Origin of the sequence: Anabaena sp. WA102, from assembly GCF_001277295.1 — a bacterium.
Classification (GTDB): Bacteria; Cyanobacteriota; Cyanobacteriia; order Cyanobacteriales; family Nostocaceae; genus Dolichospermum; species Dolichospermum heterosporum.
Genome location: NZ_CP011456.1, coordinates 4,069,165 through 4,084,989 on the forward strand (window position 1 = coordinate 4,069,165; position 15,825 = coordinate 4,084,989).

General features: G+C 38.3%; 13 protein-coding genes and 1 pseudogene. 10 read left to right on the forward strand and 4 right to left on the reverse strand.

Annotation, left to right across the window (positions count from 1 at the left end):
- Positions 1-143: 143 nt before the first annotated feature.
- On the reverse strand, positions 144-287 hold the full coding sequence (locus AA650_RS29350) for a hypothetical protein (protein ID WP_199924287.1): 144 nt from the start codon (positions 285-287) through the stop codon (positions 144-146).
- Between the two features lie 155 nt (positions 288-442).
- Here AA650_RS29350 and AA650_RS17735 point away from each other — a divergent pair, with 155 nt between their 5' ends.
- The 5 genes from AA650_RS17735 (at position 443) to panD (ending at position 4,845) form a co-directional block, all read left to right on the forward strand.
- Positions 443-1,621: an MFS transporter gene (locus AA650_RS17735; protein WP_053540021.1), complete on the forward strand. Its 1,179-nt coding sequence runs from the start codon at positions 443-445 to the stop codon at positions 1,619-1,621.
- Between the two features lie 159 nt (positions 1,622-1,780).
- Complete coding sequence (locus AA650_RS17740) at positions 1,781-2,572, forward strand: DUF4231 domain-containing protein (protein ID WP_053540022.1); 792 nt, start codon at positions 1,781-1,783, stop codon at positions 2,570-2,572.
- Between the two features lie 201 nt (positions 2,573-2,773).
- Positions 2,774-2,962, forward strand: coding sequence for a hypothetical protein (locus tag AA650_RS17745; RefSeq protein WP_053540023.1), 189 nt, complete (start codon positions 2,774-2,776; stop codon positions 2,960-2,962).
- A 717-nt stretch (positions 2,963-3,679) separates the two neighbouring features.
- Positions 3,680-4,198 (forward strand): inorganic diphosphatase, encoded by a 519-nt coding sequence (locus AA650_RS17750; protein WP_027404163.1) that lies wholly within the window; start codon positions 3,680-3,682, stop codon positions 4,196-4,198.
- A 257-nt stretch (positions 4,199-4,455) separates the two neighbouring features.
- Positions 4,456-4,845: an aspartate 1-decarboxylase gene (gene panD, locus AA650_RS17755; protein ID WP_027404164.1), complete on the forward strand. Its 390-nt coding sequence runs from the start codon at positions 4,456-4,458 to the stop codon at positions 4,843-4,845.
- 52 nt (positions 4,846-4,897) lie between these two features.
- On the opposite strand, the gene AA650_RS17760 is transcribed toward panD, so the two are convergent.
- The 3 genes and pseudogenes from AA650_RS17760 to AA650_RS17770 all read right to left on the reverse strand — a co-directional run bounded on the left by AA650_RS17760 (position 4,898) and on the right by AA650_RS17770 (position 7,801).
- Positions 4,898-5,935 carry an anthranilate phosphoribosyltransferase family protein gene (locus AA650_RS17760; protein ID WP_053540024.1) on the reverse strand — a complete coding sequence of 346 codons (1,038 nt, stop codon included), beginning with the start codon at positions 5,933-5,935 and terminating at the stop codon, positions 4,898-4,900.
- A gap of 109 nt (positions 5,936-6,044) precedes the next feature.
- Positions 6,045-6,973: pseudogene (locus AA650_RS17765) on the reverse strand (LysR family transcriptional regulator).
- A 387-nt stretch (positions 6,974-7,360) separates the two neighbouring features.
- On the reverse strand, positions 7,361-7,801 hold the full coding sequence (locus tag AA650_RS17770) for a ubiquinol-cytochrome c reductase iron-sulfur subunit (RefSeq protein WP_053540025.1): 441 nt from the start codon (positions 7,799-7,801) through the stop codon (positions 7,361-7,363).
- A gap of 872 nt (positions 7,802-8,673) precedes the next feature.
- Here AA650_RS17770 and AA650_RS17775 point away from each other — a divergent pair.
- The 5 genes from AA650_RS17775 to AA650_RS17795 all read left to right on the forward strand — a co-directional run bounded on the left by AA650_RS17775 (position 8,674) and on the right by AA650_RS17795 (position 15,798).
- The gene (locus AA650_RS17775; protein ID WP_053540026.1) at positions 8,674-10,047 is read left to right on the forward strand and encodes a CmpA/NrtA family ABC transporter substrate-binding protein; all 1,374 of its coding nucleotides are present in this window, start codon (positions 8,674-8,676) and stop codon (positions 10,045-10,047) included.
- A 265-nt stretch (positions 10,048-10,312) separates the two neighbouring features.
- The gene (gene ntrB, locus AA650_RS17780) at positions 10,313-11,152 is read left to right on the forward strand and encodes a nitrate ABC transporter permease (RefSeq protein ID WP_053540027.1); all 840 of its coding nucleotides are present in this window, start codon (positions 10,313-10,315) and stop codon (positions 11,150-11,152) included.
- A 406-nt stretch (positions 11,153-11,558) separates the two neighbouring features.
- Positions 11,559-13,565, forward strand: coding sequence for an ABC transporter ATP-binding/substrate-binding protein (locus AA650_RS17785; protein ID WP_053540028.1), 2,007 nt, complete (start codon positions 11,559-11,561; stop codon positions 13,563-13,565).
- A 216-nt stretch (positions 13,566-13,781) separates the two neighbouring features.
- Positions 13,782-14,624 carry a nitrate ABC transporter ATP-binding protein gene (locus AA650_RS17790; protein WP_039200832.1) on the forward strand — a complete coding sequence of 281 codons (843 nt, stop codon included), beginning with the start codon at positions 13,782-13,784 and terminating at the stop codon, positions 14,622-14,624.
- Positions 14,625-15,216: 592 nt separating this feature from the next.
- Positions 15,217-15,798, forward strand: a complete 582-nt coding sequence (locus AA650_RS17795; protein ID WP_053540029.1) for a Uma2 family endonuclease — start codon at positions 15,217-15,219, stop codon at positions 15,796-15,798.
- The last annotated feature ends 27 nt before the right edge of the window (positions 15,799-15,825 follow it).

Here is a 15,825-nt window from a genome sequence, read left to right on the forward strand (position 1 = left end):
TCCCTTAGCAATACAATTTCCTCCTAACCAATAAGGGAACACCAAAAAATAAATTACCCAATTTTGTGGGATGGGCATCCTGCCTGTCCTTGATGATTAACAGGCTTTTCAGCCCGCACCACAAGAAATTTTTGGGTATTTTTTTAATTGGAAGTCCCTAAGCGATCGCAAACTGCTGTAATAGCTACATAAGCGCCACAAATCGGCAAAAAAAAGCCAATCCAAGGAATCGTCAGTAACAGATGGGAAGGATCATACCAATAGGAATGCCATGCACCCATACCCATAATTTTGAATTGTCCATTATGGATTTGAATATGAACTCGTGAATGCAAGTGTTTTTCTGGCTTGCAAAGAAATCTCTGTAATTTAAATTTTATGAGCAGTAAGTAAAAGTCTGGTCAATGGTAAGATGACTAAAGATAAATATATTTAATCAAAAATGAATCGAATTTTTTGGATTACCGCCTTAATTGCCTTTATTAATTCCCTGAGTTTTACAATTCTCATCCCCATAATTTATCTTTATGGTAAACAATTTGGTTTAAATGATTTCCAAACCAGTTTATTATTCTCAACATATTCTATTGCTCAGTTTTTCGCCACTCCTGTAATTGGTAAACTCTCCGACAGATTTGGGCGGAAACCATTATTAATAATCAGTTTAGCAGGAACAGTAATTGCTAATACTATCGCAGGAACTGCCACAACAGCAATATTACTATTTTTCGCCAGATTTTTAGATGGTATCACAGGTGGAAATGCTTCAGTTGCCCAAGCCGTTATTTCTGATGTTACCAGCCAAAAAAATCGCGCTCAGGCATTTGGGATTTATGGTGCGGCGATGGGATTAGGATTTATTGTTGGTCCAGTTATGAGTTTAGTAGCACAGCAAATTTCTTTAGGAACGGCATTTTTAGTTTCCGGTGCAGTTGCTATGATAGCGATGTTAATGACAATCTTCTTATTACCAGAAACCTTACAAAATAAATCTCCAAAGGCTACGAATATCTTTGATTTAGGGTTAGAAAATTTAATTAAAGGATTTGCCATGCCAGGAATTGGCATTTTATTATTCATTAACTTTTGCACCGGGACAACATTTACCATGTTCACCTATGCCTTTCAACCATACTTTATCCAAGTTTTACATCAAAATAATAAATCTTTAACACTCTTATTTTTAGTTTTTGGCACATTAGGAGTAATCATGCAAACTTGGGGAGTATCTGTCCTCAGTCGTAAATTTAATGTTGTCAAGATATTATTTTTAGGCTTATTTGTTCGCAGTTTATCATTTTTGTTAATGCCTGTTTGGCCTAGCATCAATTATTTTATTGTAGTTAGCATCCTATTTGCGCTTTTTAATGCCCTAGTCCAACCCATGATTAGTACATTGATTTCTCTCAATGCTCGACCACAAGATCAGGGAACTGTATTAGGATTAAACGCATCCTATTTAAGTATTTCCAACGGTATTGGTCCAGTGATTGCGGGGATGATAGTTCACCAATCCCAACCCATTACCTATGGCTATCCTTTATATCTAGCAGGAGGTTTAACATTTTTGGTTTTAACCTTAGCCATAGGTACGCGCAAAAGATATAGCACGGCTATTTAAGCGTTAAATTATACTATTGACAATATTGACAGTTAGTACAACTTGTCAATATTGTTACTTTCGTGTAATATACATCATTGTTTGTAAAATTACTATTTTGCAACAACTTTTCTCAGTGACGAATTCAACATTATCCCAATAACTACACCAGGCAAAAATATGTTGTTTTTTTTCAAGTTGATTGATTACTTATTAGGCGCAGTTGCGATAACATCAGGCTTCATTATTTATGTTGATTCTAGTAATCCACAATATGTAACTGCTGCCTCCGTTGCTTTAACTGTTTCGATTGGTTTATTTCTTTTCAATAGACAATCGGTAAATAATGCTAAAAAGGAATCACAAAAAACTGAGCTTTCCAAAAAAGCTGAACTCTATACATCTCTATTAAGCAATGGTACTACATTGGACTATAATACAGTTTTGCCGGCACGAGCCAAAGCTTTAGAATATTCGCAAGAGTTGATTGACGACTATAAAAGTTCTCGAAATCTTGCCAGAACTCTTTACTATGTTTTGCAAATTTCTACCGTTATTTTGTCAGGTGTAACACCAATTTTAGTGTTGGTAGATAAATTAGAGGCAGGACAAAGTTGGTTAAAATGGCTGCCTGTTATTTGCCCAGCCGTTGCTTCCATTGTTGCTAGTATCGTTACCTCATTTCCTTTTGAGAAAAATTGGATGGCTGCTAACAAAGCCGTTGAATTATTAGAAGCTGAACAGGAAAAGTTTATTTTGGGAATTAGCCCAGCCTATCGTTGTTATGATATTTCAGAAGAAGGTAAACAACAACAAAGAGTAAGTCAGGCAATAGAACTATTCATTAATCAAGTGAATAATATTCACCTTCAACTAGTTCAACCAAACAGTGATTCAGAACAGGGAAATCAAGAAAAACAAGAGTCTCTACAATCTGAAGAATCAACTACAAAACAAAAAGTAGCTGTATAGTTTTGGTGTAATCACCAATTTAGGGGCGCAGGACATATCAATTTCTGGGCGCAAGCCCTGCGCCCCTACGGAATTTCTGAATGATCAAAAATGTCAGTTATCCCTGACATTACGGTTTATAGTAAAAAATAGTTAGAATAGTGTAGACGCTCTTTTCCAGAGAGTCAACCTACTCGTGATTTGAATTAATTGCAACTTTATATGAATTTAAATAGCCCGTCTGCCAATTCTTCCGATACATATTCCCAGCGTTTGGCAGACATTGTGGGAACACTGATCGCCCTGATCACTCTCACTTTACCAGTATTTATCATTGCCCACTATTCTTCTGTTAATGTTGAAAACAATCAACCATCCTTAACTTACAATCTACCTATTCGTGGAGATTAGAATATACAGCAGAATTTAAGACTTAAAGCAGAGGATTAGGGGTAGGGAGTTTTCTTCTTGAGCCTTTTTTGTGGGTCATTTAGAGAACTCCACAAAAAAAATGATCCAATTTTGTGGGATGGGCATCCTTGCCCGTCCTTGATGATTAGCGGGCAATTCGTCCCGCACCACAAGAAATTTTGGGATATTTTTTTGATTGGAAGTCTCTAATAAACCTGTGCTGCATGAGTTGTCATTGCGAGTGAAAGGAAGCAATCTCTTGACAACCGATAAACCACCTAACGCAAAAATCTCTCAAACCCTTATTCCTCTGTGTCCTCTGCGCCTCCGTGGTTCGTTAATCAGGATAATTTATTTCTTGGAAGTCCCTCACTAAATTATTGGGTCTGACGCACCCTACAAGAGATAAAATCCACATTACATATTGAGTAGGGTGTGGTTCGGCAAGCTCACCAACCACGTCAGATAGAGGAAATCTGTTTTTTACCAAATTATTGGGTCTGACGCACCCTACAAGAGATAAAATCTACATTACATATTTAGAAAACTTTGTCAATGCGTAAGCACTAGGATCATCTTTTTTGTGGATTTCTCTTATGAAATTTACCAGTATTTTAGAAGGAATGTTGAGGAAGAGATCCACAATGTTTTAAGATCTTACACTGGGAGCGAAAATGGCTGCTACCGCTGATTCACTTTTAGTAAAGGAGTTTTATTGTGGATTTATCTTTGATTCCCGCCCAACCAAAGCCAGGTGTAATTAATGTCCTGATTGAAATTGCTGGTGGAAGTAAAAATAAATACGAATACGATAAGGATTTACAAGCGTTTGCCCTAGATCGGGTTCTCTATTCTTCAGTTAAGTATCCTTATGATTATGGTTTTATCCCCAATACCTTGGCTGATGATGGCGATCCGTTAGATGGTATGGTGATCATGGATGAGCCAACATTTCCCGGTTGCGTTATTGCCGCTAGACCTGTTGGTTATTTGGAAATGATTGATGGTGGCGATCGCGATGAAAAAATTCTTTGTGTTCCCGATAAAGATCCGCGCTATGCTCATGTATTGTCCCTTAAAGACATAGCCCCTCATAAACTGGAAGAAATTGCCGAGTTTTTCCGTAGTTATAAAAATTTGGAAAAAAAGGTAACACAAATTCTCGGTTGGCAGGATGTTGATAAGGTAGCCCCCTTAGTAGAAAAGTTCATTCAAGCAGCTAAAGCTAAAGCATAATAGACTATGGGTGATGGTAATGTGAATTACTCATTACCCACTAAGTAATTGGACAAAAATATTTACAGTCATTGCGAGCGAAGGGAAGCAATCATAACCCTTGGAATTGCTTCATTTCACTTCTTTCCATTCCCAATGACATTGTGTAATTAATTCTGTCTGACTACTTAAACCGATTATTCTGGAATAATTAGTAAGAACCTACTGATCTCATTCCCCCATCTCTCACTGGTTGCAAAAAAAAAATTTAAAATCAAATGCAGCGCACTCTCTTATCAGCAAAAATTCATAACTGTACACTCACAGCGGCAAATATTAATTATGTGGGCAGTATCAGCATTGACGAGGTTCTCTTGGCAAAAGCTGGTATATTCCCTTACGAGCAAGTACAAGTAGTGAATATTGCTAATGGCGAGCGTTTTATTACTTATGCCATATCCGCTCCAGCTAATTCAGGAGCTATTGAATTGAATGGAGCAGCCGCACGTTTAGGCGTAGTTGGCGATCGCTTGATTATAATGACTTACGGGCAGTTTACTATGGAAGAGTTAAAATGTTACTCTCCTACTGTTGTCATTGTGGGTGAAAAAAACCAGCTATTAGAAGTGCGACATTATGATGATCTGCTTAGTAAGCGGATTAATTAGGAATAGTAGGAGTCACCGAGTCAGGAGTTAGAAGAAAGAATGGGTTATAAATTTAACTCAGCAACATCTTGATTTGGTGCAGTTTAGCAGCTAATAGACCACTGGTAATTAATTCGGCGGCTTTGTCTATACCAGCTTGCATATCTGGACAAATCCCACTGCGCCATAGGTAAAAACCACCATTCCAGAGGGCTGTTTGCATTAATTCGCTGGCTTTTCCTATCAAAACCCCTTGCATATCTTGAATGAGTTCTTCTGTAGTAGTTAGAGGAACATTTTTAGTAGTAAAGCCATATTCACGGGGTGAAAGTTGTAGACGGGTTAATGTTTCTGGATTTGATGAAGATAAACCGACAATGGCTGTGCGATCGCGTGGTAAGTCACAACTACCTTCTAAGCCCTTAACAAAAGTATATTTTGTCATCCCACGTAATCCTAAAGCGGCTTGAAACATTGCTTCCGTGGGTGGATGAACAAAACCGGCAATAATATGGGCTTCCCCCATGTATGGACACCAAATTAACTCCATTGTTGCTAACGGTGGACGTTTCCCCAATTGATCACGATATTCCCACAGAGTTTGATTTAAAGGAAAATGTTTGGGTGTGTAAATAAAGCCAATTCCTGTTTCTTCAAAAATCCCCTGGGTTTGTTCCAGTGATAAACCAGTCCAATCTATTCCTAAACCTTGCCAAATCTCGATTAAAGGTAAACCATATTTTGTGGGTAAGCGATCTCCGCCGTGCATAATTACAGGTTGACCCGCAGTAGCTAATAACAAAGCCGTAATGATATTGATGGGTGCAGTACGGGTTCTGCCATCATGGGGCATACCCAAAACGATGACAGGTTGGGCTATTGCCGACAATTTTGGACCTAGTTCATAGTAAGCATCTAACATTCCTGCTAACTCTTCCCCAGTAGGGCGCTTAATCCGATGGGCAATTAAAAACGCGCCAATTTGTGCTGGTGTCGCCTCAGATAATAACATCATTTTTGTCGCAGTAGCTGCTTCAGCACGGGTTAAATGATCTGATGTGTGACTTCCACTACCTACTTTTTGGATAAATTCCCGAAATTTATTAGTCATTTGTTAGTTGTTAATTATCAGTTGTTAGTGGAAAAAGGCAATTTTAAAGGAAAAGTGCTGTATAGGCTCAAATTGATCATGAAACTCCTTCCACAATTCTCTTTTACTCCTAACTCTTGCTAGAATTTCCAGGAATATTATCCTTGACAAGTTGCCAAAAATATTGTATGGGAGGAATGTGGAGACGATCTTGAGTTGTTACCATGACTACCTGACGAGTCAGGGGGGAATTATGACGTAAATTACTATTTTCACAGAGGGAACGGACAGCCAGAGTGGGGTCATATCTGGCTTCTATGAGTGCTGACTGGGGAAGTAAGGCAATGAGTTCTCCTTGACGAACTACCCCCGAAAGGCATCTAGGGTATTTACTTCTAAAGCTGTTTTAAGTGTAGTTTTCATCTGTTCAAATTTATCTTGAATCAGACGTTGCATTCCATAACCATCCTTAAATACTACTTGAGGATAACGAATTAACTCTAACCAGGGGATAGATTCATATTCAGCTAGGGGATGATTGGCTGCGGTGAGGACTTCTATGGGTTCTTCGTATAGGAATTCTATAGCCATTTCTTTGCCTGTGATCAGAAAGCGATTGTGCATGACAATTGCTAAGTCTACCAAACCATCTTTGAGGACTTTCAGAGAGCGATCGCTTCCTAATGATGTAACTCGCAATTGGACATCTGGATAATGATGACAAAACTCTTGTAACACGGGTGGTAAGTAAGAAGCACAAACTGAGTGTATCGCTGCAATACATAGTTCTGGTTGCTTTCCTCCGATTAAATCTGTTAATTCCTGTGTAGCCAACTCCCATTCCTGGCAGATTTTATGTACACGAGGAAGTAATCGTTCACCACCTAACGTTAATTTGGCATGGGAGGTTCTATGAAATAGTTCTATCCCTAAATCTGCTTCTAATGCCTGAATTTGCCTACTAATGGTTGATTGAGTCACACCACATTGTTTTGCTGCTTGTTGAAAGCTGCCAGTTTGAACAATCGCCAAAAAGGCTTGCAACTGCTCTAGACGCATTTTGATTTAACCTAAGTATAAAATTATAGCTCTTATTAATTTAACGGGTTATTTGTATAATTTTAATTTAATTTAATTAATTGTCTAGTATTTAATTTACATAACCAAATTAGCAAAAATACTTGCGAATACTGAATTGATGTGTTGTATAGCGATTTATATAGCAGGGAACAGGGAGAAGAATGTTTTTCTGACTCCTAACTGGGCGCAAGACCTGTACTAACTGGGCGCAGGACTTGTACTAACTGGGCGCAGGACTTGTACTAACTGGGCGCAGGACTTGTACTAACTGGGCGCAGGACTTGTACTAACTGGGCGCAAGACCTGTACTAACTGGGCGCAGGCCCTGCGCCCCTACTTCCTGCTATATAAAATTCTTTAGGAAGATCAAGTTGCTTGGACTAAGACAGAACTACCTTCAATTTTGGCTTGGTAAGTTTTCAGTGGTTTTTTAGCGGGTCCGTCTTGTGCTTTGCCATCACGAGCAAATTTTGCTCCATGACAGGGACAAACAAATTTGCTTTCTTTGGCTTTCCAGTCGATCGTACAACCTTGATGAGTACAAGTTGGATTCACAGCAATCAAATTTTTTGCGGTTTTAGATGTGCCAACCACTAATACTGCACCAATTGGGGAATTTTCCAGCAATAGTTGACCAGTTTTGTCTAATTGTGCCACCGTACCCACCTTTTGCCAGCCTTTAGTAGCAGCATTAGATCCAGGATTAGCTGATGTACTGGTTTCGGGAGAACAGGCTGCAATTGCGACAGGTAAGGAACTAGCTAAACAACCTAATCCCACCCAATTTATAAATTCACGACGTTTCATATTTGCTGGTAATCAGTATGTGATTTTTCGTCTATTATCACTGGCAAAGGTTGATCCTGTCATTGTTTAGCTATAATCCCCTTCCTATAACTAAGTAGGTGAACGGAAAAAACTGTAGACGCGGAGCGGCTTCTCATACAGCACCTCCTGCTGTTATGAGGTACAAAGTTTCATCGCCAATCCTGTAGGGGCGCAGGGTCTGCGCCCTTAATTGTATTGCATTCAACCTGCAACTGCTGTAAGAGTAATATGTAACGAAAAGTAAAGTTGCCCAAAACCTCTTTTGGAGTTCCCTTCCCATCACGACAATTTTTAACGCCAACCTACTTATATATACACAAAGCCAGTTTTACTCCTGACTCCTGAATTATACTGTAGTAATTCTCTGTCATCAAAAATGGTTATCATCAAATTCATCTATGGATGAAGATGTCATTCTATAGTTAACATCAGGATTGTCTATTTCTCTCCTGTTTTATGTGATTAAATAAACCTAAAATTACGGAAACCATAGTTGAGAATAATCATTATCATCAATCAAGCAATATATATTAAGAACTTGTCACAAAATTAAGTCCAGACTATAAGTTTTTACTTATATGTCTAATCTAATATTTATTTAATAATTACCTTGCCAAGTTGATCCATTTCCCAAAAAAACCTGTAAACTGATTTTAATTGGTTCAGAGGTTGTTTTCCATCTTACCCAAAAACCCAAAGTAATTAAACTTTGCCCCCATACCTAAATCAGCTTTTTTATCTAGAAAAGGCAATTCTTTTATGGCATTAGCAAGAAAATATTATGATTTTGCTTGAATTTTAATGTCTAATTATGGCTAAAAAATAACTTTGTAAATGTAGGAGATTTAGTTATGTCCGACTTTTTGAATCAAATTACTCGCCGTAAATTTATTGTCACTGCTGGAGTTTCTGCCAGTGCCGTATTACTGAAAGGCTGTTTAGGAAACCCACCAGAAACCACTGGTAATTCTGCAAAATCTGGTGTTCAAGCAGTAGCTAATACTAACCCAGAACAAAAACCAGAAACGACAAAAGTTAAACTTGGATATATTCCCATTGTTGAGTCTGCACCATTAATAATTGCTTTAGAAAAAGGCTTTTTTCAGAAATATGGGATGTCAGATGTCGAAATTTCTAAACAAGCTTCTTGGGGTTCAGCAAGAGACAACGTAGAAATTGGTTCTGCTGGTGGTGGTATTGATGGTGGTCAATGGCAAATGCCCATGCCACACTTAATTACAGAAGGAAAAATTACTAAGGGTAATAAACCAATACCCATGTATGTTCTTGCCCAGTTAGTTACTCATGGTAATGCCATTGCGATCGCCAACAAACATTTAGGGAAAGGTATTAGCTTAAAACTCGATGCGGCTAAACCCCTATTTGCCCAACTCAAATCCTCCACACCCTTCACCGCAGCTTTCACATTCCCTCACGTTAACCAAGACTTATGGATTCGTTATTGGTTAGCAGCAAGTGGCATTGACCCGGATACAGATGTCAAATTGCTGACAGTTCCAGCGGCGCAAACTGTCGCCAACATGAAAACCGGGACAATGGATGCTTTCAGCACTGGCGACCCCTGGCCATTTCGTCTGGTTAACGACAAAATCGGCTTCATGGCGGCATTAACAGCCGAAATTTGGAAAAATCACCCCGAAGAATATTTTGCCATGAGAGGTGATTGGGTTGACCAAAATCCCAAAGCCACAAAAGCCTTATTAAAAGGTGTCATGGAAGCCCAACAGTGGCTAGATAACTTTGATAACCGCAAAGAAGCCGCAGAAATTCTCGCCGCTAAAAAGTATTTTGGTTTATCTTCCCCAGCAGTTCTGGCTGACCCATACCAAGGTAAATATGACATGGGTGATGGTCGAACAATTGATGATAAATCAATGGCTGCTTATTATTGGAAAGATGCTAAAGGCAGCGTTTCCTATCCTTACCAAAGTCATGATTTATGGTTCATCACCGAAAATGTGCGTTGGGGATTCTTACCCAAAGATTACATTACCAATGGTGCAGCTAAAGCTAAAGAATTAATCAAAAAAGTGAACCGCGAAGATATTTGGAAAGAAGCAGCTAAAGAATTAGGAATACCTGCTGCTGACATTCCCACTAGTACATCTCGTGGAGTTGAAGAGTTTTTTGATGGAGTCAAATTCGACCCTGAAAAACCAGAAGAATATCTCAAGAGTTTAAAAATTAAAAAAGTAGGTGTTTAATCAATAGACCTGCCTGAAAATGTAGAGACATAAGTAATTGGACAAAAATATTTACAGTCATTGCGAGCGAAGGGAAGCAATCACAACCCTTGCGATTGCTTCATTTCACTTCGTTCCATATGGCTAACGCCACGCAAGACTTACGCAATGACATTGTGTATTAATTCTGTCTCACTACTTAGAACGTCTCTACACGGATTTTTAAAATGCAAATTTAATTTTCACAAAACACCCATTAATCATTCATAAATTAGAGGAAAAATCCATGACCATAGCCCAAAAACGTGCCACAAGCCCTAAATTAGAGAATAAACTTTTATCAAGTTTACAGAAACAACTTCCTGAACTTATCCCCCCAGCTATTGCCCTTTTAATTTTCTTAACTATTTGGCAACTATTTTCTTGGACTCCAGGGGCAACATTACCCGGACCAATTCAAGTTATTCAAGACACTTGGATCTTGATTTTGTATCCCTTCTATGACAAAGGAGGCACTGATAAAGGACTTTTTTGGCAAATCTGGGCTAGTCTCCAACGGGTTGCTATTAGCTATACATTAGCAGCGATTGTCGGTATTGCCTTGGGTGTTTTGATTGGTGTTAATAGAACCATGTCAAAAGCTTTAGATCCCTTGTTTCAGTTATTAAGAACAGTACCTCCTTTAGCTTGGGTTCCTATTTCCCTAGCAGCATTACGCCAAAACGAACCAGCCGCATTATTCGTAATTTTCATCACCGCAATTTGGCCGATTCTCATTAACACTGCGGTGGGTGTAACTCAAATTCCTCAAGACTATAACAACGTTGCTAAAGTTCTGCAACTTTCTAAAAAAGAGTATTTCTTTAATATCTTAATTCCTTCAGCATTACCCTACATTTTTACAGGTTTAAGAATTGCTATTGGTTTGGCTTGGTTAGCGATTATTGCGGCAGAAATCGTGATGTCCGGTATTGTTGGTATCGGCTTTTTTATCTGGGATGCTTATCAAAATAACAACGTTAGTGAAGTAATTTTGGCACTAGTTTATATCGGTGTTGTTGGTCTCATCCTAGATAAACTCATGGCTGCATTACAAAACTGGATTTTACCAAGTGAACAGAAATAGTTATTAGTCATTAGAGGTTGTTTGAAAAGTGGTATCCCGTAATTTTCATCACATTGTTACCCCCTTTCCCCTTGTAAAGGGGGGAAACAATAAAAATCTAGTTCCCTCCCCTTTATAAGGGGAGGGTTAGGGAGGGGTAAAATATTTGATACAGCAATCATAACTTTTCAAACACCCTCTTAGTCATTAAGTAGGTTAGCATTAAAAATTGTCGTTATGGCAAGGCAAGAGGCAAAAGGCAAAAGGCAAGAGTGAAGAGGGTTTGGGCGATTTTACTTTTCTTTACAAAGATTGGTTTTATTGTGTTTACCTACTTAGTCAGTGGTCATTAGTTAATAACAAAGAAATAACAACTGACAACTGACAACTGACAACTGACAACTAACAACTAACAATTACCAAAATTATGTCTATATTTGTTGGCGTTGAGCAAATTGATAAAGTTTTTGAATTAACTGGTGGCGGTCAATATATCGCCCTCAAAGGTATTGACCTCCAAATTAAAAAAGGCGAATTTGTTTCTCTTATCGGTCACTCTGGTTGCGGTAAATCCACGCTTTTAAATATGATTGCCGGTTTGGATTTACCAACAGAAGGTTTAGTCACTTTAGAAGGACAAAGAATTAAAAAACCAGGACCAGATAGAATGGTCGTATTTCAAAACTATTCGCTTTTACCTTGGCGAACAGTAAGAGAAAATATCGCCTTAGCGGTAGATTCAGTATTGCATGGAATGCCCGCAGCCGAACGCAAAGCGGTTATTGATAGACACATAGATATGGTTGGTTTGCGTCCCCATGCTGATAAACAACCAGGGATGTTATCAGGTGGACAAAAACAACGGGTAGCTATAGCCCGCGCCTTGGCAATTCGTCCTAAACTATTACTATTAGATGAACCCTTCGGTGCATTAGACGCACTGACTCGCGGGAATTTGCAAGAACAATTAATGCAAATTTGTGAAGAAAACGAAGTTACCGCCGTTATGGTGACACACGACGTAGACGAAGCCGTTTTGTTATCTGACAGAATTGTCATGTTAACCAACGGACCAGAATCAAAAATTGGCGATATTTTAGAAGTTGATATTCCTCGTCCTCGCAAACGCATGGAAGTAGTAAAACATCCCAGCTACTACACCTTGCGAAGTGAAATGATTTACTTCCTTAACCAACAAAAACGCATCAAAAAAATTCGGGCAAGAAAAACTCCAGATATTGCCCGTCATGGTTTAGAAAAAGTTAATTTAGAAATCGGTTTCTTACCCCTTACAGCTTGTGCGCCATTAGCTATAGCCAAAGAAAAAGGCTTTTTCACCAAACATGGTTTAGATGAAGTTTCCTTAGTCAGAGAAAGCAACTGGCGCGGAGTCGTTGATGGCATCACTGGGGGTTATTTAGATGCGGCACAAATGCCGTCAGGAATGCCAATTTGGTTATCTTTAGGAGGCAATAAAAACGAACCATTACCAGTAGTTACCTCCTTAACCATGACTCGCAACGGTAACGCCATTACCTTAGCCAAACGTTTTTATGACGAAGGTGTACATAGCTTATCCGACTTCAAAAATTATCTCCTAAAAACCCGCGAACAAACACACAGAATGGGAGTAGTTCATCCCGCATCCATGCACAACCTATTACTACGTTATTGGTTAGCAGCAGGTGGAATTGACCCCGACAGTGATGTGGTTATGAAAAATATCCCTCCTGCTCAAATGGTAGTAGATTTAAAAGGTGGAACTATTGACGGTTATTCTGTAGGTGAACCTTGGAATTATCGGGCAGCAGTTGAAGGTTCAGGCTTTACCATTGCCACAGATTTAGAAGTTTGGTTAGGACATCCTGGTAAGGTTTTAGGAGTACGGGAAAACTGGGCAAATAAATATCCAAACACTCATATTGCCTTAACCAAATCATTATTAGAAGCTTGTCAATATTGTGCTGATCCCCAAAATGCCCAAGAAGTTAGACAAATTTTAGCAAGTCGGGATTATGTCAGCACCGACATTGATTTTATCCAAATTGAAGATCCTGATGGCATTAATACCTGTGATTTAGATCATCCCATGCGTGAGTATGCCCATCATCAATTTTATTCTGATTCTGCTATTAATCGTCCTAGCAGAACCGAACAAATCTGGATCATGACACAATTAGCAAGATGGGGAGAAACGCCATTTCCTCGCAACTGGGTAGAAATTGTGGAAAGAGTTTGTCGAGTTGGTGTATTTAGTACCGCAGCTAGAGAATTAGGTTTAGATATTAGCTACACTCGTCAACCAATTCAATTATTTGATGGTAAACCTTTCAACTCTGATGATCCTTTTGCCTATCTCACCAGTTTAGAAATTAAACGCGATTTTTCCGTCGCAGAAGTTGTTCTTGATGCACCGCGTAAAATTGCAGCTTAAACCAGATCCCCGACTTCTACTAAAGATTCATGATTTATTGACATCATCACATTAGAAGTCGGGGATCTTTCATCGTTTCCTCGTTCCCATACTCTGTATGGGAATGAAGTATAGAAGGCTCTGCCTTCATTTTACTAGAGGCAGAGCCTCTTGATAGCATTCCCAGTCGGAGACTGGGAACGAGTTATTAAAAAAATTCAAAACTAAAAATTTAAAATGCAAAACCGCAACTTGAGAACTACCAACACAGCTACTAGCACAATTAGCAGTCAACCGTTTTTACAAATCCAAGATGTTTGTAAAGTTTATCCCACTAAAAATGGACCATTTACAGTTCTCGATGGTGTTAACCTCAACGTTGAACAAGGGGAATTTCTTTGCGTTATCGGTCACTCTGGTTGCGGTAAATCAACTTTATTAAACATGGTTTCCGGTTTCAACTTTCCTACCACTGGACAAGTTTTATTAGAAGGACAACCTATTACAAAACCAGGTCCAGATAGAATGGTCGTATTTCAAAACTACGCCTTACTACCTTGGAGAACAGCATTTGAAAATATTTATTTAGCTGTAAATGCAGTTTATCCAACTAAGCCAGAAGCAGAAAAACGCGCTATTGTCAGAGATCATTTAGCAATGGTGGGTTTAGCTGATGCAATGGAAAAGAAACCTATGCAAATGTCTGGGGGGATGAGACAAAGGGTTTCTATTGCCCGGGCTTTGGCTATTCGTCCGAAAGTGTTGATTTTAGATGAACCTTTTGGGGCGTTAGATGCAATTACTAAGGAAGAATTACAAGAAGAATTGTTGAAGATTTGGGGTGATAATCGTTGTACAGTTTTGATGATTACCCATGATATTGATGAGGCTTTATTTTTGGCTGATAAGTTGGTAATGATGACCAATGGACCTCATGCAAAAATTGGGGAAGTGATGGAAATTCCTTTTTCTCGCCCTAGAGATAGAGCGAGAATTATGGAAGATCCTCAATATTATCAACTGCGAAATTATGCCTTAGATTTCTTGTTTAACCGTTTCGCTCATGATGATGTTGGTTAGGATATTTTGGGCGAACTAATGTTCGCCTATATTCCTAATTATTATAAATATTAACTTTAATTATGAAGATATTGAATGAATATTAATTAGTGATAAGTAGGTAAACAGAAAAATTTAAAGGTATATAACGGTATGTAAAGTTGTCTCAATGCGAGATTCTGATTGAGTTTCAGCCATTTTAAAAAATGCAATACCCCTCATTTTTATTTTGTTTACCTACTTAAATCAGTTTCATCATAATGAATATTAATGTTTCTCATAGCTAAGAGGATGTTTGAAAAGTATCAGAATTAATCGAGATCCCCCAACCCCCCTTACAAAGGGGGGGCTAAATTCCTCAAAGTCCCCCTTTTCAAGGGGGATTTAGGGGGATCTGCGGGTGTCAGATCCCACACGAAAAAGTTTTCAAACAACCTCTAATTCATTCTAGAATATTCTCCTTTTTTGATATATTATTCACCAAGTGTTATGATTATACTCGTGTTAGCTTGCAGTTTTCACAGATATCATCTAAAATAATATAAAATTTACCACATGAAAAATGTATCTACTGTAGTTATTATCAAAACATGAGATAGCAAAAAAATAAACTATGCAAACTCAACAACGTTACTACACTACTGAAGAATATTTAGCACAAGAAGAACTTGCAGAATTTCGCAGCGAGTACCGAAATGGAGAAATAGTAGCAATGACTGGGGGTTCTCTTAATCATAATCAAATTGCCGGCAATGTTTATGCCTTTTTGAAATTTGCACTGCGGGGTAAAAGTTGCAAACCATATATCGGTGATTTGCGATTATGGATTCCGCGTTATCATCAATATACTTATCCAGATATTTTAGTGATTGATGGTGAACCACTTTTTCAACCGCAACGTAAAGATACTATTCTTAATCCTTGTTTAATTGTTGAGGTTCTTTCTAAATCTACACAAAATCACGACCGCACTGATAAATTTCGTTATTATCGCTCAATTCCTGATTTTCAAGAATATGTGTTAATTAGCCAATATGAAATCAGCATAGAACATTATAAAAAAGCTGAAGATGATGCTTGGTTATTTCGTGCTTATGAATCTGATCAAGATAAAATCTTTTTAGGTTCTATAAATTTGGAAATTCCACTGTTAGATATTTATGAAGATGTGAATTTTAAGTTGCAGGAAGATTGATAAGTAGTGAAACAGAATTAATTACAC

Bases quoted from the DNA above. Each gene is read 5' to 3' on its own strand.
- ntrB (WP_053540027.1), top strand. From the start codon at position 10,313: ATGACCATAGCCCAAAAACGTGCCACAAGCCCTAAATTAGAGAATAAA.
- AA650_RS17785 (WP_053540028.1), top strand. From the start codon at position 11,559: ATGTCTATATTTGTTGGCGTTGAGCAAATTGATAAAGTTTTTGAATTA.
- AA650_RS17770 (WP_053540025.1), bottom strand. From the start codon at position 7,801: ATGAAACGTCGTGAATTTATAAATTGGGTGGGATTAGGTTGTTTAGCT.
- AA650_RS17735 (WP_053540021.1), top strand. From the start codon at position 443: ATGAATCGAATTTTTTGGATTACCGCCTTAATTGCCTTTATTAATTCC.
- AA650_RS17790 (WP_039200832.1), top strand. From the start codon at position 13,782: ATGCAAAACCGCAACTTGAGAACTACCAACACAGCTACTAGCACAATT.
- AA650_RS17745 (WP_053540023.1), top strand. From the start codon at position 2,774: ATGAATTTAAATAGCCCGTCTGCCAATTCTTCCGATACATATTCCCAG.
- AA650_RS17795 (WP_053540029.1), top strand. From the start codon at position 15,217: ATGCAAACTCAACAACGTTACTACACTACTGAAGAATATTTAGCACAA.
- AA650_RS17760 (WP_053540024.1), bottom strand. From the start codon at position 5,935: ATGACTAATAAATTTCGGGAATTTATCCAAAAAGTAGGTAGTGGAAGT.
- AA650_RS17775 (WP_053540026.1), top strand. From the start codon at position 8,674: ATGTCCGACTTTTTGAATCAAATTACTCGCCGTAAATTTATTGTCACT.
- panD (WP_027404164.1), top strand. From the start codon at position 4,456: ATGCAGCGCACTCTCTTATCAGCAAAAATTCATAACTGTACACTCACA.
- AA650_RS17740 (WP_053540022.1), top strand. From the start codon at position 1,781: ATGTTGTTTTTTTTCAAGTTGATTGATTACTTATTAGGCGCAGTTGCG.
- AA650_RS29350 (WP_199924287.1), bottom strand. From the start codon at position 287: ATGGGTATGGGTGCATGGCATTCCTATTGGTATGATCCTTCCCATCTG.